This window comes from Arthrobacter sp. M4, from assembly GCF_020251205.1.
Classification (GTDB): domain Bacteria; phylum Actinomycetota; class Actinomycetes; order Actinomycetales; family Micrococcaceae; genus Arthrobacter.
Genome location: NZ_JAIWYX010000005.1, coordinates 182,817 through 206,650 on the forward strand (window position 1 = coordinate 182,817; position 23,834 = coordinate 206,650).

The 23,834-nt window shown below is 63.7% G+C and carries 16 protein-coding genes and 1 pseudogene; 9 read left to right on the forward strand and 8 right to left on the reverse strand.

The features are described from left to right. Window positions 1-176: 176 nt before the first annotated feature. Window positions 177-659: pseudogene (locus LD110_RS10935) on the reverse strand (universal stress protein); the annotation flags it as partial. 267 nt (window positions 660-926) lie between these two features. Between LD110_RS10935 and LD110_RS23890 the strand changes: the two are divergent. From LD110_RS23890 to LD110_RS10960, 5 genes are all read left to right on the forward strand, one after another. Continuing rightward, window positions 927-3,788 (forward strand): LamG-like jellyroll fold domain-containing protein, encoded by a 2,862-nt coding sequence (locus LD110_RS23890; RefSeq protein WP_225498829.1) that lies wholly within the window; start codon window positions 927-929, stop codon window positions 3,786-3,788. After that, the gene (locus tag LD110_RS10945; RefSeq protein ID WP_225498830.1) at window positions 3,785-10,063 is read left to right on the forward strand and encodes an RHS repeat-associated core domain-containing protein; all 6,279 of its coding nucleotides are present in this window, start codon (window positions 3,785-3,787) and stop codon (window positions 10,061-10,063) included. The genes LD110_RS23890 and LD110_RS10945 overlap by 4 nt, the downstream gene beginning before the upstream one ends. Window positions 10,064-10,075: 12 nt before the next feature. Then, the gene (locus tag LD110_RS10950) at window positions 10,076-10,456 is read left to right on the forward strand and encodes a hypothetical protein (protein WP_225498831.1); all 381 of its coding nucleotides are present in this window, start codon (window positions 10,076-10,078) and stop codon (window positions 10,454-10,456) included. A 1,018-nt stretch (window positions 10,457-11,474) separates the two neighbouring features. Continuing rightward, window positions 11,475-11,921, forward strand: a complete 447-nt coding sequence (locus LD110_RS10955; RefSeq protein ID WP_308012429.1) for a suppressor of fused domain protein — start codon at window positions 11,475-11,477, stop codon at window positions 11,919-11,921. Between the two features lie 287 nt (window positions 11,922-12,208). After that, window positions 12,209-12,970, forward strand: a complete 762-nt coding sequence (locus tag LD110_RS10960) for a hypothetical protein (protein WP_225498833.1) — start codon at window positions 12,209-12,211, stop codon at window positions 12,968-12,970. 151 nt (window positions 12,971-13,121) lie between these two features. Here the strand turns inward: LD110_RS10960 and LD110_RS10965 are convergent, their stop codons facing one another. Continuing rightward, window positions 13,122-13,502, reverse strand: a complete 381-nt coding sequence (locus LD110_RS10965; RefSeq protein WP_225498834.1) for a CU044_2847 family protein — start codon at window positions 13,500-13,502, stop codon at window positions 13,122-13,124. Between the two features lie 5 nt (window positions 13,503-13,507). Further along, window positions 13,508-16,159: a CHAT domain-containing protein gene (locus LD110_RS10970; RefSeq protein ID WP_225498835.1), complete on the reverse strand. Its 2,652-nt coding sequence runs from the start codon at window positions 16,157-16,159 to the stop codon at window positions 13,508-13,510. 166 nt (window positions 16,160-16,325) lie between these two features. Here LD110_RS10970 and LD110_RS10975 point away from each other — a divergent pair, with 166 nt between their 5' ends. The 4 genes from LD110_RS10975 to LD110_RS10990 are packed head-to-tail and all read left to right on the forward strand — an operon-like array spanning window position 16,326 to window position 18,905. After that, window positions 16,326-16,526, forward strand: a complete 201-nt coding sequence (locus tag LD110_RS10975; RefSeq protein WP_225498836.1) for a hypothetical protein — start codon at window positions 16,326-16,328, stop codon at window positions 16,524-16,526. A 20-nt stretch (window positions 16,527-16,546) separates the two neighbouring features. Then, window positions 16,547-17,395, forward strand: a complete 849-nt coding sequence (locus LD110_RS10980) for a putative protein N(5)-glutamine methyltransferase (protein WP_225498997.1) — start codon at window positions 16,547-16,549, stop codon at window positions 17,393-17,395. A 39-nt stretch (window positions 17,396-17,434) separates the two neighbouring features. Further along, the gene (locus LD110_RS10985) at window positions 17,435-18,574 is read left to right on the forward strand and encodes a sialidase family protein (protein WP_225498837.1); all 1,140 of its coding nucleotides are present in this window, start codon (window positions 17,435-17,437) and stop codon (window positions 18,572-18,574) included. Further along, window positions 18,567-18,905, forward strand: a complete 339-nt coding sequence (locus LD110_RS10990) for a MoaD/ThiS family protein (RefSeq protein WP_225498838.1) — start codon at window positions 18,567-18,569, stop codon at window positions 18,903-18,905. The genes LD110_RS10985 and LD110_RS10990 overlap by 8 nt, the downstream gene beginning before the upstream one ends. 25 nt (window positions 18,906-18,930) lie before the next feature. Here LD110_RS10990 and LD110_RS10995 read toward each other — a convergent pair whose 3' ends face one another. The 5 genes from LD110_RS10995 to LD110_RS11015 all read right to left on the reverse strand — a co-directional run bounded on the left by LD110_RS10995 (window position 18,931) and on the right by LD110_RS11015 (window position 23,795). Next, window positions 18,931-19,167: a hypothetical protein gene (locus LD110_RS10995; protein WP_308012430.1), complete on the reverse strand. Its 237-nt coding sequence runs from the start codon at window positions 19,165-19,167 to the stop codon at window positions 18,931-18,933. A gap of 258 nt (window positions 19,168-19,425) precedes the next feature. Continuing rightward, complete coding sequence (locus LD110_RS11000; protein ID WP_225498840.1) at window positions 19,426-20,199, reverse strand: SDR family NAD(P)-dependent oxidoreductase; 774 nt, start codon at window positions 20,197-20,199, stop codon at window positions 19,426-19,428. Window positions 20,200-20,251: 52 nt separating this feature from the next. Beyond that, the gene (locus tag LD110_RS11005) at window positions 20,252-21,601 is read right to left on the reverse strand and encodes an MFS transporter (RefSeq protein ID WP_225498841.1); all 1,350 of its coding nucleotides are present in this window, start codon (window positions 21,599-21,601) and stop codon (window positions 20,252-20,254) included. Between the two features lie 149 nt (window positions 21,602-21,750). Continuing rightward, the gene (mctP, locus tag LD110_RS11010; RefSeq protein ID WP_225498842.1) at window positions 21,751-23,424 is read right to left on the reverse strand and encodes a monocarboxylate uptake permease MctP; all 1,674 of its coding nucleotides are present in this window, start codon (window positions 23,422-23,424) and stop codon (window positions 21,751-21,753) included. Further along, a complete protein-coding gene (locus tag LD110_RS11015; protein ID WP_225498843.1) occupies window positions 23,421-23,795 on the reverse strand; it encodes a DUF3311 domain-containing protein in 375 nt (124 codons plus the stop codon). Before LD110_RS11015 ends, mctP begins: the two co-directional genes overlap by 4 nt. Between the last annotated feature and the right edge of the window lie 39 nt (window positions 23,796-23,834).

Consider the following 23,834-nt stretch of genomic DNA (forward strand, 5'->3'; position numbering starts at 1 on the left):
CCGCGTTGCTTAGGCCGGCCACGTCACTCGGCGGGGTCTGTCGCCGTCGTTGGCTTAGCGCTTTGGCCACCGTCGCCCGCGCTGACTGGGCCGCCGCTGGTGGCAGAGCCGATGTCGTCGGCGCCGGGTTCATGGCTTTCGGCGGCGACTTCCTGGCTGTCTGCCACGTGGCTACCCTGTTTCGGCGAGGGGACGATGAGCACGGGGCGGTTTTGGTGGTGGCTCAACCATGATGCGACTGATCCGTTGAGCGCCTCGGAAATGCGGTGCACAAGGCTCCGGGCGGGCGTTCCCACGATGATCATGGTTGCGTGCACCTCGGCGGCGAGGCGGCCGAGCGCCCTGGCAGGATCCCCAGCCAGCATCCGAAGGGTCCAGTCCACCCCTTGCGAGCCGAACTCCGCAGTGATCAGCTCGCGCAGCTCCGAACGGACGGCAGAGATCGAGTTTTCTTCCTTCTCAGGATGGAGGGACAGCCGGTGGGTTTCCTTCGACGGGTCCCACTCCACGAGGTAACTGGCCTCGTCGACGTAGGCGAAGACGACCGGGGCGTCCATCTGCAGGGCCATATCCCGCGCCACACGCAGAACCTGGGTGTGCTGTTCGGGGAGCACACCTACCACCAAGGGAGCACGGCCGCTGAAGTTTTCCTGAACCATATTTCACATTGTGGTCCTGTTCGGAGCATGAATATAGGCCCTTGGTTGATATCTGCACCGCGGCGGCTAGCTGGTGCTCCGCAGAAAGTGGTGTCGACACAAACCTCAAACTTTGCGGATTCAGCCATATTTCCGGCGTGTCTAGCAGATTTTCAGTCTTCTCCCACCTTCACTCTGCTAATTATCTGCTTGTTATCGCGATATTGGGGGCTCCAGTTCCGTGGTTTGCCGAACCCGAAATCGACAGAACGAAGGATTCGGCAGTTCGTGAATAAGAGAACTCTTGCCCGGTCGGCGGCCGCGGCGCTCTCCCTTGCCCTGACGATTGGCCTGGGAGCTGTCACGGCCCCGGCGTGGTCAACAGTGATTGTGCCGCTGGAGGATCCCGCGCCTGCGGCCGCGCCGGCGGCCACCAGTGAGCAGGCAGCGGCGGAGTACGCCAAGCGGACGGGCATGGACGCCTTGGTCGATGGGAAGACCACGCCAACAGAAGAAACAGTTGCCCACCCGGACGGAACGTTCACCCGCAGCATCAACACCGAGCCTGTCCGGATGATCCATGAAGGGCAGTGGGAAGCGATCTCCACGATCCTGACCCGGGAGCCCACGGAAACAGGCGCCGTGTACCGGCCGTCGCTGGTACCCGCGGACATCGCCTTGGGTGTTGGCGGAGACGCTCATCTGGCGACGATCAAGGACGACGCCGGGCATGAGGTGAAGGAGTCTTGGCCGTTCGGGGCGCTGCCCGCCCCGGAGATCAAGGACAATACGGCCACCTACGCGGGTGTGCTGCCTGGCGTTGACCTGATCCAGGTGGTCCGCAAGGCCAGCGTCTCGCAGGTGCTGCGGATCAATTCTCCTCAGGCCGCGTCCGATCCCCGTTTGGCGCAAATGCGCATCTGGCTGGACACCAAGAATGTCCAGGTCTCCGAAGACGGCCAGGGTGGACTGACGGCCAAGGGCCAGTCATCCGGGCAGGAGGAACTACGAACGGGACAGGGCCGGTGGTGGGATTCAAGTCAACCCAACGCGTCAGCAACGGATCCCGGCGGCCACGGCATGACCAGCCCCTTCAAGCTATCCCTCGCCGCCCCTGACGGGAAAACCAACGAAGTCTTCGACATGGCCAGCGTGCTCGACGCGGACAACAAATCCGTGTACCCGATCTATGTCGATCCGGACTGGAGCGTGCTGCGGACCAATTACATCTACGTTGACAGTGCCTACCCCACCTCGTCCTACTTGAACGACGTTACGTACACCGACCAGACCTCGCACGTAGGGTTCCTTCCGTACTACTGGGTGACGGACGGACGGAACCACGTCACCCGATCGCTCTGGGATTTCAACACGACGCCGATGATCGGCAAGTCGATTTTCGCGGCCCGGTTCTACGCTACTGAGGTCTATTCTTCGTCCTGCCAGCCCACCCCTGTGAGCCTGTACCTGAGCGAACCGATCAGTTCGGCCACCACCTGGAACAACCAGCCCCGCTACTACATGAAGCTGGACACGCAGACGGTGGCCAAGGGTTGGTCGGCGTCCTGCCCGGCGGAAACCATCGGGTGGGACATGGGCCCTGCGAAGGACTGGATCTCAGGGTCCAGCACCTGGACCGTTGCTTTGAATGCTGACAATGAGGCTGACCCGCTGGGGTGGAAACGTTTCGACAAGAACGCGATGATCACCATCAACTATGCCGAGAAGCCGCAGAACCCGGTGGTGACCGGTCTGACTGGCTGCGCGTTCAAATGTCCGAACACTGCGGATGCCACGGGAAGCCCCGCGTACCCGGCGGTCACCCGGGAACAGGCGCCGCAGTTCTCCATTGTCTCCTCGGATGGCGACGGCGCCGTCGGCGGTGCCATCTACGTGTGGGGCACCCTCTACAACGCTGACAACCAGGCTGTCAGGTCCACCGTCAACGGCATCGCCATCCCCGGAACGGGAGGCACGGCGCTGTGGCGGCCCGATCCGCTGCCGGACGGCAAATACACCCTCCAAACCCAGGTATCCGATCAGTACCAACTGACATCGGCGATCGTGTCCATGACCTTCATCATCGCCACCGACCATCCCGGCCCGCCCGCGATCACAGTCGATCAAAAGATCAGCACCGGGACTGATCCGACCGGTGTACCCGGCAGCACCACCTACAACATCACGATCAATAAAACCGGTACCAAGCCTGTCTACGGTTTCGTGTACACGGTCCGCGCCGGAGGCCCGGCCCCCACTTATCCTGCTTCGCTGGCCTGCAACACCCGGGTCGAGGACTTCGTCGTTGTCTGCGCCACCGAGAGCCTGCAGACAACCATCGGCGCCATCGCGGAGACCACCACCATCACGGCCTGGGCGTTCGACATCGCCGGGAACGTGAACCTGCAAACCCAGTACCACAGCTCCCCGGCGAGTTCCTCGTTCAGGGTCGGCGGAGCCGCCTGGACACCCCAGCTGGTGCCCGTCACCCCGGCAGGGTCCGCTTCCTGGGTGCAGGTCACTGACCCGTTCACCAACCCGACCTCACAGGACTGCCGGCAACCCTCAGCCAGCCCGGCACCGGCCGTGGACGCGATGCAGTTCAACGGCCCCGGAGCCGTGTTCAAGACCGCATCCGCAGTGATTGACGTGTCCAATAGCTTCACCGTCGGCGGCTGGTTCTGCGCGGCCAGCCCGGCCGGGGCGTCGTGGCAGACCGCGCTGACCCAGCTGGACAACAACGGGGTGCCCGGCGGGCTGCTTCGTCTGGACAGCGCCGGGCGGTGGCAGTTCGGCGCCCGCGCAGTCAACGGCAACAGTATCCAGGCCGTATCCCCGCTGAACCCATCGCGGGGCAACGGCTGGTACTTCCTGCTCGCCTCCTACGACAAGGTCAACCAGCAGGTCAGGATCAGCGCCTCCCGCACCGAGGGCACCGCAACCTGGGTCTACGCCACCGCAGAAGGTACCCACACGGCATCCACCGGTGCGCAGCCGCTCATCCTCGGCGGCTCGTCCGCGGCCGGTGCCGAACCGTTCACCGGCCAGATCGTCAGGCCGATCGCAACCCAGCGGGTCCTGGATTCCGCCGAACCATATATCGACGCCTGGTCCAAGATCACCGGCAGCCAGCAGGGAGTCCTGAAGTGAGCATCCGACACGTCCTGACCCGCACGGGCCTGACCCGCGTGGTCCTGACCGGCACCCTCGCGGCGGCCCTGATCGCCTCCGGCAGCGGCCTGGCCACGGTTCCGGAACCCGCGGCGTACTTCACCCCGGAAGCCGTGAAACCCATCACGGCGGTCCCAACGGCGAACTGGAGTAACGACACGGCAGCGTTTCCGCTGCTCACCACCCCGGACGCGCCAGGCACCCACGCAACGGTCAACGGCGCCGAACCCGCCGTCATCAAGGCCGGAAACACCCCGGCCGAAACCACGACCGGCAACGAATCCGGGACCAGCCACGGACCCGGACGGGCGCTCTCCGCTTCCACGCGCATCGCCATCCCGATGGCCAACACGACCAACGACAACGGCTCAGGCAACTTCGCCGCGACGCCGGGATCTTCAGCGGGCAGCTGGGGCAGCAGCGGCCAAACCGGCGGGTTCACCTGGTCCTATCCGTTCCCGCTGCGCAACGCCCCGGCCGGGGCAACCCCTGCCCTGTCCCTGTCCTACGACTCCTCGCGCGTGGACGGCCTGACCAGCGCCACCAACAACCAGGCTTCCGTCGCCGGCGATGGCTGGGCCCTCGCCGGCCCCGGGCAGATCCGGCAAAAATTCACCCCCTGCATCGAACAGAACATCCAGTCCTCTTACGACCTGTGCGGCAACCCGGGCGGCCAGCAGTTCACCGTATCCTTCGGCGGCCGCAACGGACAGCTGATCAAAGACGAGGCCACAGGGACCTGGAAGCTGCAGACGGATGACAACACCAAGATCGAATACCTGAACGGTGGCGCCCCCGGCACCGACGAACAGGGATTCTGGCGCCTGACCGACACCGTCGGCACCCAGTACTACTTCGGCCTGAATCACCTGCCCGGCTGGGTGTCGGGCAATGGTACGAATTCCCTGGACGTAGTGGATGTCTGGGCCGCCTCGGCGGGCCAGCCTTGCTGGAAGGGCAGCTTCACGCCGAGCCACTGCAAGCAGGCGTGGTCTTGGAACCTGGATTACGTCGTCGATGTCAATGGCAACAGCCAGGCGTTCTTCTACACCCAGGACACCAACTACTATGCATCCCTGGCCGGATCCGGGCCCCTGCTCCAATACACCCGGGCCAGCCGGCTCACGCGCATCGACTACGCCATGCGCAAAGATACGGAACTGACCACCCCTGCGCCGCTGCAAGTGGACCTGGGCTATCTGGACCGTTGCGACGCCACCGACAGGATGGACTGCAGCAAAGGCAACGACGTCCCCGCAACGTATGCCTGCCCCTCGTCAGGAACCTGCAACACCCAGTCACCGACTTTCTACACCGACAAGCGCCTCAGGACCGTCACCAGTAAAAGCCGCTACGACGCCTCCAACTACCAGGCAGCCGACACCTGGACCCTCACGCACACCATGCCCGACCCGGGCGACGGCACCAAGCCGGCCCTCTGGCTCGCCGAGATCAAACACACCGGTGCCAACACCCGCTCCGGCGGTCCCGCCGTCGAGGACCCGCCCACCGTCTTCGGGGGCCAGACCCTGCAAAACAGGGTCTGGGCCGTGGACGGGCAGGCACCACTGGACCGGTACCGGATCAGCCAGGTCACCACCCCGACCGGTGCTACGCACGCCATCGTCTACTCCGGCGCGGACTGCACGCCCGGTTCGCTGCCCGGTTCGCCGGAAACCAATACCCGGCGCTGCTTCCCGCAGTACTGGACCCCCATGAACCCCATCCCGCAACCGACCAGGATGGACTACTTTCACATCTACCCCGTGCTGTCGGTGACTACGAACCCCGGACCGGGTGCCACCGGCAGCGCCATCATGGTCACGCGCTACGAATATCTCGGCACGCCGGCCTGGAAATACGCCGCCCCCAGCTACGTCTCAGGCTCCGCCGGGGCGCAGATCACCTGGTCCGTGTCAGCCGGCTGGCAGGACGTGAAAACCATCAGCGGACCCGCCGGTTCCACGGCCTTCCCCACGACCGTCACCACCTACCTGCGCGGCTTGGACCAAACCCCTGCGAACTCCACAACCCTGCGGACCTCCGATGTGTCTGCCACCGCTGTAGACGGAGCCACCACGGTCATCAAAGACTCCGTCTGGATCGCAGGGACCACCGTCGCGACCAAGAAGTACCTCGGGGACAACGGCGAAGCGCTGTCCTCCACCGTGACCGTCCCCTGGTCATCAGAGCCCACCGCCACCGCCTCGGCGGCCAGTGGGGGCGCGAAGGCCCGCCATGCCGGAACCCTGACCGTCAAGAACACCGACAAAAGCGGTTCAGCACCCGGCGGATGGCGGACCAGCACCACCACCAATACCTTCGACGGCTATGGACGCGTCAAATCCAGCTCCTCTACCGGCGACAACTCCATCACCGGTGATGAATCATGCACCGTGACCGCCTACGCGGACAACACGAACACGAACCTGCTTGCCCTCACAGCTACCAGTTCGACCCATAGCGGCACGTGCAACACCGATGGAACTGCCACCGGGGCCCTGCTTCGCGCCACCCGCACCCTCTACGACGGAAACAGCGCCGCCACCCCCGGGGCCGGCTACGCCCCGCCCGCCACCGGACGGGCCACCCGAACCGACACCGCCAAAACCGTGGCAGCCTCGAGCGTCACCGCGTGGACTAACGGACCGGACATCAGCTATGACGCCCTGGGCCGGGCTACCTCGGCCACGGACAACAACACCGGCACCGCCCGGATCACCACCACCGTATACACCCCGGCGAGCGGCCCCGCGGCGGCCACCACTGTGACCAACCCTGCCGGGTTCGTCGAAACCACCACCTACGACGACGTCCGCGGCCAGGCCCTGACCAGAACCGACGCCAACAACAACACCGCCAGCTACACCTACGACGCCTCCGGCCGCCCGTCAGCTTACTGGGACGCCACCCGGCCCAAAGCGACCACCCCGGTCCCCACGGCCTCGGCCACCTACCAGGTCTCCAAAGACGCACCGTCCTACGCCAGGACCCAGTCCATCAACGGCTACGGCGATACCGTCACCTCGTACACCGTCTACGACGGCCTCGGCCGCGTCCGGCAAACGCAGGCCCCGGCCCCCACCGGGGGCACTATCACCACTGACACCCTCTACACCGAAACCGGTGCCACACGGCTGACCCGGAACAAGTACTACATCGCCAGCCCTCCCGATGGAACTTTGCGCATCCCGACCATCGCGGTCCCCTCCTCCACCGAATACAGCTACGACGGCGCCGGACGGACCACCCGGGTCAAAGCGCTGGAAAACGACAACAAGGAGCAGTGGAGCACCCAGATCTCCTACACCGGGGTCGACGTCACCACAACCACCGGCCCGGGCGAGGAGTCCGCGACCAAAACCATCACCGCGCTCAACGGCAAAACCGCCACCCGGGTGCTCTACCACGGCACCGCACCCAGCGGGACAGCGGACACCACCACCTACACGTACGACGTGCTCGGCCAAATGACCGGCATGCGCGACACGGCCAACAACCAATGGACCTGGACCTACGACGCCCAGGGCCGGCAGACCTCCAGCAGCGACCCCGACAGCGGCGCCACCGCCACCAGCTACGACGACGCCGGACGGATGCTCACATCCACAGACGCCACCGGCATCGAAACCGGCTACACCTACGACGCCCTGGACCGCGTCCTGACCAAGACCACCAAGGCCCCCGGCGGGCAACCCCGCACCCTAATCGCCAACACCTACGACGCCGAGAAGAAGGGCACACTCAGCAGCGCAACCCGGTACAACGGGACCAATTTCGACCAACAGGTCACCACAACGCTCTCCGGCTACACCGCCGGATACCAGCCCACGACCACCACAACCACCCTCCCCGCAGGGCTGGGCACCTTCGCCAACACCCCCTACACCAGCACCGCGAAATACACCCAGACCGGAAAAATCGCCACCACCACCTCACCTGCCCTCGGCGGCCTCCCGGCCGAAACACTGACCACCAGCTACGACGCCCTCGACAACCCCATGGCTGTCACCAATACGCAGCGGGAAACCATCGCGGGGAACGCCCAATACAACAACCTGGGCCTGCTCGCCTCCTACGAGCAATACGACCGGAACCTCACCTCCGCCACCAACAACACCACCGGGAAGAACTCGGTCTACTTCTCCTGGGACGCCACCACCGGGCGGCTCGCCCAGCAATGGGCCATCAACACCGCACGCGGCACCACCGCCGACCTGGGGAAAACCAGCTACGCCTATACCCCCGGCGGGAAAATCCTCTCCCGGGACACCTCCTACGCCTCCCGGCCCAGCGCCCCGGCGGACTACCAGTGCTTCGACTACGACTACGCCTCGCACCTCGAAGCGGTCTGGACACCGGTAGACAAAACCTGCGCCACCGTACCGTCCGCGTCGGCCACGCAGGTCACCGGGCTCGGCGGACCCGCCCCCTACGCGCAAAGCTACGAATACACGCCCACCGGTGACCGGTCCAAGGTCAAACGCTTCGACGCCACCGGCAACCTCGCAGCCACCGAAACCTACACCTACCCAGCCGCCGGGCAGGCAGGACCGCACCGCCTCCAAACCATGACCACGACCGCAGGCGGCGGCAGCACGGCGACGTTCGCCTGGGACGCCGCGGGCCGGCTCACCAACCGCGCCGGACAACAAATCACTTACACCACCGACGGGCTGGTCGCCGGCACCAGCGGGGCCAGCACGATCCCGGCCAATCCCAACCCCTCCGCGGCGGGCGGAACACCCCCGCCCCCGACCGGCGGCGGCACCGGCACCGGCACCCGGTACTACAACGCAGCCGGGACCCTCGTCGGCATCACCGACGGCACGGGCACCACAGTCACGATCGGTGCGATCACGGCGCACGCCACACCCGGCGGCACCACCACCGCGAGCTGCACCTACAGCTTCGCAGGCAAAACCGTCGCGCAAAGAACGGCAGCCGCCGGGACCGTGAAACTGGCGTTCATCGTCAGCGACCGGGTCAACACCGCCCAAACCATCGTCCAGCCCACCAACGGCACCACCGGAGTCACCGCCGTCACGCGGTACACCGACCCGATGGGCCTGGCACGCGGAACCACGCAAACCGCCACCGGCGCCGGCGGCCACACGGCATCAACGGCGGCCGCGACCGGCGTCGGTTCCAACGCAGCCAACCCCGCAGGATTCGGCGCCGCCAACGGCTACCTCGGCGGACTCAACGACACCCACACCGCCCTGACCCATCTCGGCGCCAGAGACCTGGACCCGGTCCTGGGATTCTTCACATCCCCCGACCCTGTCCTCCACACCGACAAGCCCGCAGGATTCACCCCCTACGCCTACTCCGCCAACGACCCCATCAACTACTCCGACCCCTCCGGACTTGACTGGTGGGGAGATGTCGGGAACTGGTTCCACGACAATGCCGGAACCATCGCCGAAGTCGCCACCGCCGTTGTCGTCACCGTCGTTGTAACGGCAGTGGTGGCCACCGCGGCCACCGCATGCGTCGCCAGCGTCGTCTGCGGCCTGGCCGTTGCAGCAGGCATCGGAGCTGTCAGCGCAGCCGCCGGCTACGCCGTGGGAAACGCTGTCGACGTGGCCCTCGGCAACAAAGAAGCACCATCCCCGGAAGAATACTGGGGCGGCATGGCCGAAGCCGCCGGATGGGGCCTCATCGGCGGCGCCGCCGGCGTGGGCATTGGTTACGCCATTGGCAAAGCGGCCCCCATGGTCGGTGAATGGGTCGGAAACCTTCTCTCCAAACCCGGCGTTAGAGCAGCCAACAACGCACAGCGACAAATTGAAGCAGCCCGCCAAGCTGCGGAAGACAGCGCACAAGCCACACAAAACCTCGGCAACCGAGCCGCAGCTGTCAACGCATCAACAGGTCCGCAGATGGCCGCTTCGAGTGCGCCGACGGCAGCCACGAACCCTGTGTCAGGGACTCGTGCCGGATTTATTGCAGACGCTGAAGGAACCATTATTTCAACGAGTCGATCTCGCCTTGAGGGCGGCTTTCAGGGTGCCGGCTTTGAAAGCGCCCCCACGAAATCGCCAGGGATGCAATACACGCTGCCTGACGGATCAAAGGTTCGCATCATGGAACCGTCGGGGCGGGCTAAATTGAGAGCCTCGTTTACTGACGCGATTGGCAATGCAATTAATCCCTTCACAGGCAAGCAGCCACAACCTCCTCGAGGCGCCAAGGGCGCGGCCTGGAGGCAGACACTACGGGAACTAACACACATTGACCTTGGACCATGATTAAATTGGGAGATGATCGAGTCTTTAAAGGTGGAACTTGTACCTCTTTTACCTTTGAAGATCCAACATGCTGCGTTCACCGATCCGACCCTCACTCTGGCTGGAGAGACCTGGGCGTTCAGTTCACCCTCGGCATGGCGCGTGATCAAGGACGACGTTCTTGAATTCGGGTGGAGTGACGTTGAAGCCTCAGATATGGTGTGGGACCTGTGCGGCCTGTCGATCGTGGCGGTCGAGCCGCAGTCTCTGCGTATGACTGGTGACCCAGCATTTAGGCTGTCCGATGGCAGGTGGCTGGAAATCTTTTCCGATCACGCTGTCGACCCGTGGTCACTGCAGTTGCCCAGTATGACCTTCGTGGGTTCGCCCTCCGATCCATCGCAAACAACCTGATGAGTATCCGGCTGTAACAGGAGAGGGAATCTGGTTCTCTTCTGTTGGATGTAGCGGAACACGAACGGCAAATTGCTCACCGTCATCAGGGGACGTCGTCCTTGGCGCCGGGGGACCCGCGCTTTGACGACGGCCGGCTTCTCCATGATGGAGGTGAACCCGCCGCGTCGCTAAGGCTCTTGTCGTGTCGCACGGGCTGCCCGACAGGTACGTTTGCTCAGGAACTGGCCAAAAAACCTTGGAGTGCGGATCAAGGCGCCGACGACCGATATTGGCGCGAGCGGCCGAGGCAACACGTTGACGATCTTCGATGGTGGGGAGTGGCGATGGTTCAGTCCAGGAAATTGATTCTGATTGGCTACTGGGACGGTCCTGAGACAGACCCGTCGTGCCCCTCTCCCGAGGAATTCGTGGACCCGGGGCGGGATACCGAGGAGCGTGATTTCGTCGCCTCCTACTTGCAGATGGGGTTGATCGCGCGGAGCTTCATGGGGTTCTCGCGCTGCCGATTCTGTGGGCAACGGAACGGCAATCTGGAGTTAAGCGACGGCAGTTTCGTATGGCCGGAGGGCTTGGCTCACTACATCATGGAACATGCTGTACGGCTTCCGGACCGGTTCGTTCGACACGCCTTCGCTATGATTGACAGCCTTGAAAGCGCGTCACGAGACGTCGAATGGTGGCGAGGAATCAGCTCGATTAGGAAGTACTGAATCGAACTCAGTTACTCTCTTCCCCAATCATGCTCGCCCTGGTTGGCGTCGCCATGACCGTTGCTACCTTCAGGAAGAACGCGCCACGGCCGATGTGTGTCTGGAGGAGAGGCACTTCGAGGGCGGTGGCTGTACGGGCTGACATATGAGAGACGCTCGGTGGGAAAGGAATCCGATTAGGCGGGCAGATGACGTGAGAGACCTGATAACACACATCGAGCAATTCCTTGGCGCGATCGAGTCAGCAAGGACTGACCCCGACGACTGGATGCACTTTCAGATTGCCAGGTTTACCCCCCCAAGTGATGCCAGGGACTGCCGTTTACAGCACGATTGGCCTGAGTCGATACGGACTCCCCTCTGTACGATCAAACAAACTGATCAGACATGAACTTCTTCTCGCTACCCATACGGGCGAGAATGAAGAATACATCCCATCCATACTCAAGCAAGTCGGCGAAGAAGCTATACACAATAACAGCGCCTTACTGTCCGGCCAGGTCATCGGACCCCGTGGTTTCCTATCACCGGGAACAAATGTCAAGGCTCTATTTGTGAATTCTCCGGTCTTCCTCCCTGACGAGTTCGCAACTTTCGAAACGGATGAGGGCTCCGGTGTAATCGCTTGGCTCATACCTGTCACTGGGTCAGAGGCAACGTTTGTCCACAAGGCAGGGTGGGAGCGCTTTGAAGAGATACTGGACGAATCCAACCCCGACCTGTTCGACTGGCGGCGCAAAGGAATCGCATAACCTCAATCTGACAGCTTGAGGACGTCCTTAACCCCGGATCGTGGACACGCTGAGTCCAGCATTGGCTGGGGAAGCGAGATGTTTTCTAACTGTGGCCGAATAGCTCAAAGCCTTGGGCAGCGGGACTAGTTCAAATCCGCAGCTCTCGTTCTACGCCTGGCTTGACGCCGCGGGCGTCCGTGCAGGGCAAGCTGCGGACGACGCCACGGTACGGCAGCGGGTCACGGCCGCCAACGCCAGGGATCCGGCCAGGGATCCCTCAACAGGTCAACTTATAGGATTCCATAATGGGCACCGACGACTTTGAAATCCGCGTTCGTTCCAAGGGGTACGTCAAGCTCCCCTTGGAAGGTGATGTGTATGTTGACCATGAGCACGTCAAAGGCATCGACTACTCCGGCATGGGTATGAAGCACTTCGGCTCCCAAGGCTCAAGGTTCGAAGACTGCAACTTCTCCAAGCTCCGCCTGGACTCACTCGGCTTCGGTGACGGGAAAGAGAAATCGGAATACATCAACTGCACCTTTGACGGGTCCAAGTTCTTCTCAAACACCCTGCTGGGCAGGGCGCGTTTCGTGAACTGCAGCTTCCGCAACATCCGAAGCAGCCGCTTCCTGCTCTCAGCAGGGGACCTCATCGACTGTGTCTTCTCCGGACGGATGGACTCCACCCAGATCTGGGGCCACACCGGGCCTCGCGCCTACATCTACGGTGACTTCGCGAACACCATTGAGGGCAATGATTTCTCTGCCGTTGATTTCGGCGACATAGAATTCCGATGGGGGGTCGACCTGCAGAAACAGGTCCTTCCCTCTGGGCCCGATTACCTGTTCATCCCTGAGGCTGAAGCTGTTCTGAAGCGCGCCTACTCCGATGCGGCAATCCTGCAAGACCTTGAACCGCGCAAGGTGCTCTTGCGCATCATAGAGCGTGGTCTTGACAAAGTTGCCGAGGGCCAAAATGACCTCTTTTACTCAAAACGCCGGCTCCCCAAATCAGTTACCCGCAACTACGAAACATTCTTCGACTTCATCCGCCAGCGACTTTAGCTGCATATCGAAGCCCGCGCCGTTGAACGGGGGGAATGACTCCCGCAATTGGCTGTTGAGCCCTCGAGTTTGGCTGCGAGTTGGATCCGATCCGGGATGTCGAACGTCGAACGACAATCCCGTCCGTGACGCCCTGAAGTCGCTGTTCCGCTTAGGCGGTCTGCGCGCCCTGCACTTCATCCGATGGTCCGCTGGGCTCCGCGCGGTGGTCATCCCGCTTCCACCGCAGCGTCACGTTGAAATTCGACGACGTGCTGGCCGCCGCGATGAATGCCCCGGCCTCGGCGTGGAGGTCGATACCGAATTCCACTGTGACCTCATCTGGACGGTTTTTGATAGTGAAAAGCTGGTCGATGACGCTTTGGAGCGCTGGCTGGATATTCCCCAACGCGCGCTCGAATGTTTGCTGCGCACGGGCAAATACTCCAGTGTGATCGGCCCCTCCGCGGGTGACGACTCCACCCAATCCGGAATGAACCTCCACAAGAATGGAACTGCCACCTTCAAGCGGGAATTCAATCAGCTGAGCCACCGCGGCTACTCCCTTTCAACGCTTCGGTTGGCGGACGAATGCTTCTTCGCTGGAGCCACCACTAATACCAAGCCCGCAATTGCCACGATCACAAAGTAAGTAACGCCGGCAGTTGCGTCCTTGTCCAGAATGCGGGGGTGGAATGGGTATTCGGTGGAAAGCCAGATGGTCCATGGCAAGGACAATGGCACCAAGAGCGCCCAAGCAGCGAACCGATTCTCCGGAAATGCCTTGACTGCCCGGACACCCGCCCATAGCCCAAGCGCACTTGCGATGAAGCTGAACCAAATGGCGGCGGTCCCCCGGCTTTCCGACTGCGTATCAACAAGCCAGCCAGTAATGGCAACAGAAAAGATGGCTGAGCCCAGGATCAGGCGCCCGGTGGGTTTTCTGTCCGGGAACCCGGCCACGAGGAGCAAAACGTAGCCAGCGGGCATCACCAGTCCCGCGATAAAGTGCAGAAACTCGGCTCCTCCCGCGAACCACCAGTCGGAATTGCCCCACATGAGGTAGGCCGCAGCGGTCGCGCCAAGGATGCCAGCCGCGGTCAGCAACGCTCCACCGCCCCTCAGCCAACCCCTTAACAAATTGGTGGGCTGCATTGATTCGGCGCCGGGAATTTGCGCTGAGATGCTCGACGGCGGTTCGGACTTCTGCGGCTCGCCTTGCGGCCCGCCCAGCGGCGCGCGCTGGGGCGGGTTGGGTCGGGCGGACTCCAAGACAGCCTGCTCCGCGGCGGCCTTGTCCGCCGCAGCCTTGTCCGCCGCAGCCTTTTCGGTGGCCGCAGCGGCTTCCGCCGCATCCCTCTCCCGCGCCTCACGCGCTCGCTCCGCCGCTTGCTCACGCCTGGCCTGCTCCTCCCGCCTCGCCTGCTCCTCCCGCCTGGCCTCTTCTTCCAGAGCAGCGAGCCGGTCCCGTTCGGCGCGTGCCGCCGTCGTCAGCCCGTCCGGGTCCGCCGCCGCGGGGTCTAATTGCTCAAGCTCCAAAGCGACAGCGAGGACCTCCCGCCAGCCGCCGCCCGCTGCGTGGAAGCGCAGTTCGGACTGTAGATCGGACATACGCTGGCGGCGCTCGCACTCCTGGCGACGCGCGGCGGCATCTGGAAACTCCGGGTCCTTCTCCAGCCCGGCAAAGACTTCGGCCGCTGCCCGCCAATCCTCCGCGTCCTGGGCGGCCCTCGCAGCCCGATAGGCGCGTGATGCCTCGGCCCGTTCCACAGCTACGGCACGCAGCTCGACGGCTTCCCGGTAGTCGGGCTGCAGCGTCAACAAGTCATCCAACAGCTCCACCGCCAGGTCGTGCCGCCGCGCCCGCATCTCGGCCCGAGCCTGCACATACAGCGCGCGTAATTGGGCATGCATGGCCCGCTGCTGTGCCGCTTCATCAGGCTGCGCTGGCTCGGGCGCACGTGAAGCACCCGTGAAGGCGGCGGCCAAAGCGCCCCCGACGGCGGCAGCCGGCAAAGCAGGTCCGCCCGCCTTGGCGTCGTCCGATTCAGGCACGACGGTTTTACGCGAAGGCGGCCGGGTCAGCGTGAACAACTGCGTGGATCCGCCGCGCACGTACAGCGCTGGCGTTGCCCATTCCAAGGTCCCATCGGGGCTGGCCATCACGGAGATCCGGCCGACGCGAGCAGCTTCGTCCACGCCGCGGCCGTTGGCGATTGCCGCGTAGAAACCGTGCGCGAAGGCGATTGCGGCGGTGTCGCTGATGGCAAACTGCATGGCGGCCACCGCACTGATACCGCTGCGGACCAGCGTGGAAGCCGTACCGGAAAACAGGTCTTCCAAACCGATCTCACCCGAGGAGCACGAGTTCAAGACCACCAGCCGCGGCCTCGGCACAGCCACGCTCAACAGCGCCATAAACCGCACGGCACGGACCATTGCCGCCCTACTATCTGGAGCCACCAGGGCAATCCGGCCTTCATCGGTCCGGGCGTCGTAGTCCCCGTGGCCAATGAAATGCACCACGTGCCACGGGCCAGCCAGCAGCTTTGACTGGACGTCGTCCCACGTGCCGCTCGAAGCCCAGACCAGCTCGATGGTGCCATCGCTGATGGGGCCGGCGAGGGCCTGTGCCAAGTGGGCTTTCTCGGCGTCGACGTCGAGTCCGGGGAGGTCCCGCGGGGCCGCCACGATCCCCAATATCCGGAGCGGCGGCGCGATATCCAAAGGATTCAGGTTGAAATCCGCCGCTGGGATATGCCGAAGGAGCGGCTCCGTTTGGCACAAATACGACTCGGTCTCCGGATCGAAGAGCATCTCCCAAGGCATCGCCGCCAGCTCCGGTGCCGCGAGCCGAAGAACAACCCGGAGCTGCTCGCCGCTGTGCTGGGCCGCGCCCAGGCTGGCGCGATAAATGCCGTAGACCTCGCGGGTGAACAGTGCCTGGAATAATTCCTGGCCAACCTGCCGGACGGGCAGCTCCGCTATCGGTGTACTTCGCCGGGCCGAGACAGCGGACGCCAGGACCGTGGCCTCGAGCTCGGCTCGGCGGCGGAGGATCGAGTCGACATCGAGTTGAAAGGTCGCTGAGGCGTGCCCGCCCGCCGGTGCATGGACCACCCGCACCGTATATTCGTCGTGTTCAACGCTGGAGCTTATCTCCAGCTCAATATCACCATTCACGTCAGCCGCCGTCGCCAGCGATGCCATCCATGGACGCAGCCGGACACCGAGCCATAGCTAAAGATTGGCCCAGCACCGGGGCGTTCACAAGAGGGCCGCCAAGCCGCTCCCGTGGAGCGCCGCTCCAGGCACCTAAGGGCTTGAACGGGTGGTGCGCCGCGCCTAAGTTAGAGGCAGAAAGGGGTGGTCCGCAGTGGAAATCTACATGTGGTGGCTGGACCTGGATGTCGAACACAAGGAATGGCTGCGCGAGCATTTGCGCGCCGAGGAACTGCCGATGTCCGTGATTCAGGGCATCGCTGAGGCCGGTGGCCCCCATACAGATAGTCCCGACGGCGGCCTCACGGAAGCCGACTGGGAATTCATTGAGACACAGTCGGAGTTTGTCGACTGAACGCTGTTTCCCCTGAGGCGCTGTCCGAGCCGTCGTATAACGACGTCGTAGCCCGGCTTCGCGCTGCCGGTTGCGTTTTTGCCGAAGACGAGGCCCTGCTGTTGCTGGGCGAGGACCGCTCAGCCGCTGAACTTGCAGGCATGATCGAGCGACGGATTTCCGGCGTGCCACTTGAGTACGTTCTTGGGTGGGTGGAGTTTTGCGGTCGACGCTACGCCGTGGACGCGGGCGTGTTTGTGCCCCGTCGCAGAACGGAATACCTCGTTGAACTGGCGGTCGGGAAGCAGGTGGGTACGGCCGTTGAGCCCCCAACAAAATCACAGCCGACCGTCGTCGTCGACCTCTGTTGCGGCTCCGGCGCAATTGGCGCGGCGGTGGCCGCGCAACTGGAGGCCAAGGCAAACCGGCCAACAGAGCTTTACGCCACTGACATTGACCCGACGGCGGTGCTTTGCGCCGCGAAGAACCTCGCCGACGTCGGGGGAACCGTCCTCTGCGGCGACCTTTACCACGCGTTTCCGGCCAATTTGCGCGGCCGCGTAGACCTCCTGGTGGTCAACGCGCCATACGTGCCCAGCGACTCGATCCGGCTGATGCCGCCGGAGGCGAGGCTCTACGAGCCCTGGGTGACGCTCGACGGCGGTGCTGACGGCCTCGCGGTGCAGCGTCGGATAGCGGCCGACGCCGGAGATTGGCTAGCGCCCGGCGGTCGGCTGTTCATTGAGACCAGCGAGCAGCAGGCGCCCCAAACCAGGCAACTGCTGGAGCAAGCCGGCCTGATGACGACGGTTGAACACTCCGAAGACCTCGACGCCACCGTTGTGGCCGGCCGAAAGCCAGCCGGCAGCCCCAAGGAAACGGGGCGCTGAGCCAAAAAGTCGTTGCCACCCCCGTTGGCTGATGGTTGAGTGGGGAGCATGGCTAACGCAGAGAGTTATGTCTTGGCGATTGGGACCAAAAAGGGAATGTGGCTGGCCACAAGCCCTGACCGCAGCACCTGGTCCCTCTCCGGCCCGTTCTTTATCACGAGCGAAGTACCAAGCATCGGGATCGATACGCGGGACGGCAGGACCCGGATTATGGTGGGGGTCCGCTCCGAACACTGGGGGCCAACGGTGGCTCACTCCGACGACCTGGGCGCAACGTGGACTGAGCCGGACCACGGCGCCATCACTTTTCCTGAAGACACAGAAGCTGCACTCGAACGCGTGTGGCAGATCCAGCCAGACAGCGCCGAGCGTCCCGGAGTAGTCTGGGCCGGCTGCGAGCCGATCTCCGTGTGGAAGTCCACCGACGGCGGCGAGCACTTCGAACTCAACCGCGGACTCTGGGACCACCCGCATCGCACGGAATGGGGCGCCGGATTTGGCGGTCCCGCCGCGCACTCGATCCTCCTCGATTCGGACGAGGACCGCGTACTCATCGCCATGAGCACGGGAGGCGTTTACCGCTCCCTCGACGCGGGCGCTTCGTGGGAGCCGCGGAACCGGGGCATCCAGGCTGATTTCCTCCCGGACCGTTATCCGGAGTTTGGCCAGTGCGTGCACAAGATCGCCGCTGACGCGGCTGGCGGCGGGCGCCTTTACGCGCAAAACCACGGCGGCGTCTACCGCTCGGACGACGACGGCGGCACCTGGGAATCGATTGCAGAGGGCCTTCCAGCCGACTTCGGTTTCACGGTTCTGGCGCATCCGCATCGCAGCGGCACCGCCTGGGTAATTCCGATGCACGCCGAGGAACACCGGATTCCACCTGAGGGTCGGCTGGCCGTGCACCGCACGCATGATGCGGGTTCCACCTGGACCCGTTTGGACTCCGGGCTCCCGGACCACGAGTACAACGCAGTGCTCCGTGACGCCGCCTGGGTTGATACGGCCGAACCCACAGGGGTGTACTTCGGCACCCGCAGCGGTTTCGTTTACGCCAGCGCGGACGAAGGCGAGACGTTTGCGGAAGTCGCGTCGCACCTGCCCGATGTTTTGTGCGTCCGCGCGGCAGTCCTGAATGGCGCTGCCTCTGATGCATCCGTAACCGGTAGCCATGGCTGAAATCAAGGGTGCCGCCAACGGCAGCAGCACCAGTTCAGCGGATTCTGCGGAATACTCGGTGCTGCTGCCGGGGGTCTTGCAGCCACTCGTCGGCGGACAGTCCTACCTGACTGCGTCCGCCGACGGGGCTGTGACCGTGGGGCGTCTCCTGGACCTGGTGACCGGGGATTACCCGATCCTGGCCCGTCGCTTGAGGGATGAAACCGGTGCCCTCCGCCGCTACGTGAATATTTACGTGAACGGGGATGAGGTCCGGCGTCTTGATGGTCTGAAAACTGAGGTCGCCGCGGGCCAGGAGATCCTGATCGTTCAATCCGTGGCGGGCGGCTAGGGCCTGCTGCGTCCGGGTCAGCCGGTTAGGCGACGCGCCAGACGCTGCATTCGTCGGTATTGATGGCTTTGCGCATTCCGCTGAGCTGGTCCATGATCCAGACGACTCCGATGCCCGGCGCCGTTTCCTGGACGCTGCCCCTGCGGATAACGACGTCGTCGTAGGCCGGTCCGACGGAAAGGCGGGCTTCGATCTGATCGCCCCGGTGAAGCTGGTCCAGGGCGCGTATACGTGTGGTTCGGGGTGTTACATCCTTTAGCATCATGACCTCCCAGGTCTGCGGGGCCGTCAGCGTTTTGCCGACCCTTCAATACTGGCGTCGGAATGTTGCCGGACTATTTCCCGGCAGTAAGGGATGCGTTAGTTCTGGGGAAAGTGTGTTTCGCCGGTTTCCCGAATCGTGACCTTTCCGGCAGCGCCCGGAAGTTCGGCGCCGCGCGTGCGTGCCGACGTCGGGCTTCTTAAACGGCGAGGTGCCCCTGAACCGTTCAGTTCAGAGGCACTCTCGGGTTTTGCTCGGTTAGGAAACCTGCAAACCACCATTGATGTCGTAGGTGGCAGCCGTGATGTAGCCGGCTTCCTCGCTGAGCAGGAAGTTGATCAGCGCGGCAACCTCCTCGCGGGTGCCGACGCGCCCCATCATGATGCCTTCGGACATCTGGGCCTTGCGCTCGTCAGAGAGCGTTCCACCCATGATGTCGGTGTCGATGGGGCCCGGAGCCACGGCGTTGACCGTGACACCGTGCTCGCCGACTTCGCGTGCCAGTGCCCGCGTGAAGCCGATGACCCCGCCCTTGGACGCGCTGTAGGCCACCTTGGAGTAGGTGCCGCCGCCACGCTGTGCGGAGATCGACGAGATGCTGACGATGCGGCCAACCTTGCGCTCGATCATGCCCTTCAGCACGGCCTGGCTCACCAGGAAGGTACCGCGCATATTGATGTCGAAAACGCGGTCCCAGCCTTCAACGGTTTCCTCCATGAATGGCACCGGGCGGCTGATGCCGGCGATGTTGGCCAGGCCAACAATCGGGGGCAGCCCCGCCTCAATCTCGGCGATTGCGGCGTCCACCGAAGCCTTGTCCGAGACGTCGGCACCGAGGCCCAGGGTCGGCACGCCGAACTTGTCAGCTACCTCAGCCGCGGCGGCTTTGGCGTCAATGGCGTTGATGTCAAGGATGGCAACTGCCCATCCCTCGCTTGCCATCTTGTCCGCAACCGCGCGGCCAATGCCGCGGGCGGAGGCGGCGCCCGTCAGGACGACGGTGCGTTGGGTGGGGAAAGGGGTGGTGTTCACGGCGATGGTTCCTTAGCTTGCTTGTCTGGTCCGGGAGTTGTTCGGTTAGGTTTCAAGAGCCTTCGACGGCGGCACGCGCCTGTGCACTGGAGTCGCCTTCACGGCGGCGACGGGCATACAGGTACGTGGCGACGCCGGTGACGGCGAGGCAGAGGGACAGGAAGAGCAGGCCGCTCTGATTGCTGCCGGTGGCGTCCTTGAGCAGGCCGACGGCGTACGGGGCCACGAAGCCGCCGAGGTTGCCAAGCGAGTTCACCAGCGCAAGGCCGGACGCCGCGGCAGCACCGGTCAGGGCTGCGGACGGCATGGACAGGAACGGGGCGATGGCACCGTAGATGCCCATTGCGGAAACCACCAGTCCGGCCATTGCCAGCACCGCGTTCACCGGAAGCAGGTAGCCTGCGGCCACGAGGCCAACACCGGCCAGGATCATGCTGGCCGAAGCGTGCCACGCACGCTTGCCGGTCTTGTCGGCGCGCTTGCTCCACCAGTAGACGAAGACTGCTGCCACTGCGTAGGGGATCAGCGTGATGAAGCCGACTTCCGTCGTCGAGAACTTGCCGAGGGCGGCGATGATGGTGGGCATCCAGAGACCCAGGCCGTAGATGCCGCAGACCAGGCCGAAGTAGAGGGCGGAGTAGACCAGCGTGCGCTTGTCCTTGAGGCCGGCCAGGAAGTTGTGGTGTCCCTTGGCGGACTTCTGGGCCAGTTCGGCGTCCATGGTGGTGGCGAGCCATTCGCGCTCGTCGTCGGCCAGCCACTTGGCGTCGCGCGGCTTGTCGGTCATGAGGATTGGGGTGAGGATGCCGAGGAGTACGGCCGGGATGCCCTCGATGATGTAGAGCCACTGCCAGCCGTGGAGCCCCAGGATCCCGTCCATCTGCAGAAGGAGGCCGGAGACCGGTGCGCCGAGGGCGTTGGAGATGGGCTGGGCCAGGATGAAGATGCCCAGGACGGTAACGCGCTGCGCAGCCGGGAACCACAGTGTCAGGTAGAAGAGGATTGCCGGGAAGAAGCCGGCCTCTGCCGCGCCCAGGAGGAAGCGGATGATGTTGTAGCTGGCTTCGCCATTCACCAGGGCCATTGCCGCGGCGAAGAGCCCCCAGGTGATCAGGATTCGAGCAAGCCATTTCCGGGCGCCGAAGCGGTACATGCCGGCATTGCTCGGCACCTCCAGAATTGCGTAGCCGAGGAAGAAGATGCCAGCGCCCAAGCCGTATGCAGCCGCAGAGAGGCCAATGTCCTCGCTCATCGTGAGCTTGGCGAAACCTACGTTATTGCGGTCTAGATAGGCGATGAAGTAAAGCAGGACGATCAGGGGCATAAGGCGACGCCGCACTTTGCGGAGCGTGCGTTCCCCGAGTTCGCCAAGGGCATTGGACTGCAGGGTGAGTGAAGTCATCGTTGACCTTCTAGTCGGTGCGCTCCGGCTCGACTACTGTGGCGCGGCTGGAGCTTGATGGGGTTTCTTTTCTTACTATCAGATGTCTGACATCTGACTATGATTTAGATCATAGCACTCACATGATGATGTGCAAGAGGCCATCCGGGCTAAGCCACTGGCGGGGCGCCTCCGGGCTCCACGAAGCGATGGGTACGCTCGATCTCCACAATCTTCGGATCAGTTTCGTCGGCGCCATAGTCCGATGGGCGCGTTGTATCTTCTCCCGTCGGCACCTTCAGGGCCCGCAGCACGAGGGTCAGCAGCGCGCTGACGATGAGGTTTAGCGCAAAGGCAGAAACGGCGATATAGACACTGAAGTCCGTCCCGGGAATGGGGGCGACGGATCCGCCAAAGTGCGCGTGAGTGACTGGGTTGACCACGTTGTAGGCGGAAATAGTGCCGAAGGCAATGCCGGCCGCCCATCCGGCCAGCAAGGCCCAGCGGTCAAACCAGCGCGTATAAAGCCCGACGACGACGGCTGGGAACGTCTGGAGGATCCAGATTCCACCGAGGAGTTGCATGTTGATGGCCGTCGACTGATCCATGGCGATGACGAAAATGAGCGCGCCGACCTTCACTACCAGGGAGACGATCTTGGACACGTTCGCCTCAGTCTTGGCATCGACGTTGGGGCGGAAGAAATCCCGGTACACGTTCCGCGTGAACAAATTCGCAGCGGCGATGGACATGATGGCTGCTGGTACCAATGCGCCGATGGCGATGGCTGCGAGGGCAATCCCGGCGAACCAGGCAGGGAAGTGGTCCAGGAACAGCTGCGGGACAACAAGTTGCGGGTTGACGGAGCCATCAAGGTCAACCGGCTTGGTGCCCGCTTGGATGGCCACGAAACCCAGCAGGGCCAGGAAACCCAGCATGAGCGAGTACAGGGGAAGGATGGCGGCGTTGCGCCGGATGGTGTTGCGGGCCTTCGAAGCGAGGACTCCTGTCACGGAGTGTGGATACATAAAGAGCGCCAAGGCCGAGCCGAGCGCCAGGGTCCAGTACGCGGAGTAGTTGCCTGGCCCGGGGATGAACACGCCCGCGGGCTTTCCGGTTGCCTGGTTCACCGTGCCCAGCTTGGTCTCCGCTGCGCCGAAGATCGTGTCCCAACCGCCGAACTTGATCGGAAGGTAGATCACCGCCACGATGACGGAGAGGTAGATAAGCAGGTCCTTCACCACGGCGATCATGGCTGGCGCACGCAAGCCCGAGGTGTAGGTATAAGCGGCCAGCACAACGAACGCCAGGATGAGCGGCATGTCCGTCAGCAGCATGTTCTGGGAGCTGCCGAGGCCTAGCACCGTAAGGACGGCCTTGATGCCAACAAGTTGGAGGGCGATATAGGGCATCGTGGCCACAATGCCCGTGACGGCGACGGCGAGCGATAGCCAGCGGCTCCCATAACGGCCGCCTACGAAGTCCGCGGACGTGACAAAGCCGTGTCTGTGGGATACGGACCACAGCCGGCTCATGATGATGAAAATGATCGGATAAAGCACGATTGTGTATGGAACGGCGAAGAAGCCGCTCACAGCCCCGGTGGCCCACATCGCCGCGGGCACGGCGACGAACGTATAGGCCGTATAGAGGTCCCCGCCCAGCAGGAACCAAGTAATCCAGGTTCCGAAGCCGCGGCCGCCCAGCCCCCATTCATCGAGGCTATGCAGTCCCTGCTCTCCGGTCCGGCGCCAGCGTGCCGCCATAAAACCCATAATGGCAACAGCGACGAAGAGCAGAATGACGATGATGAGCGCGATCCAATTGATCTCACGTCCGTTCATCGCTGATCACCTTCGCTCGCTGTCCCGGCTTGGCCTTCTGCCGGCAAGCTGGCTGCCCGGGCCGCCGCCCGCCGTCGTCGATCCTCTGTTGTCACCAGCCAGTACGCGATTCCGCTGAGCGCCGCGGAGATGGGCACCCAGAGCAATTGATACCAGTAGAAGAACGGCATGCCGCCCACGCGGGGTGCAGCGAATGAGTACGTCTGGGGCAAGAGAGGGAGCAGGATCGCCGCGGCAAGGAGGATTCCGGCGATCACGTAGGGCGTGCGGCGTGCGGGGCCCCGGGTGGGCGTCTCCCGAGTGAGCCGTCGGCCTCGGGGAACGGGTGGATTGGGGTGGTGGTTCGGGTCAGGACCATCATGACGGGACATCCGGGACCTCCTTTTCAGCCCCACCCCCGCTCTCCGGCG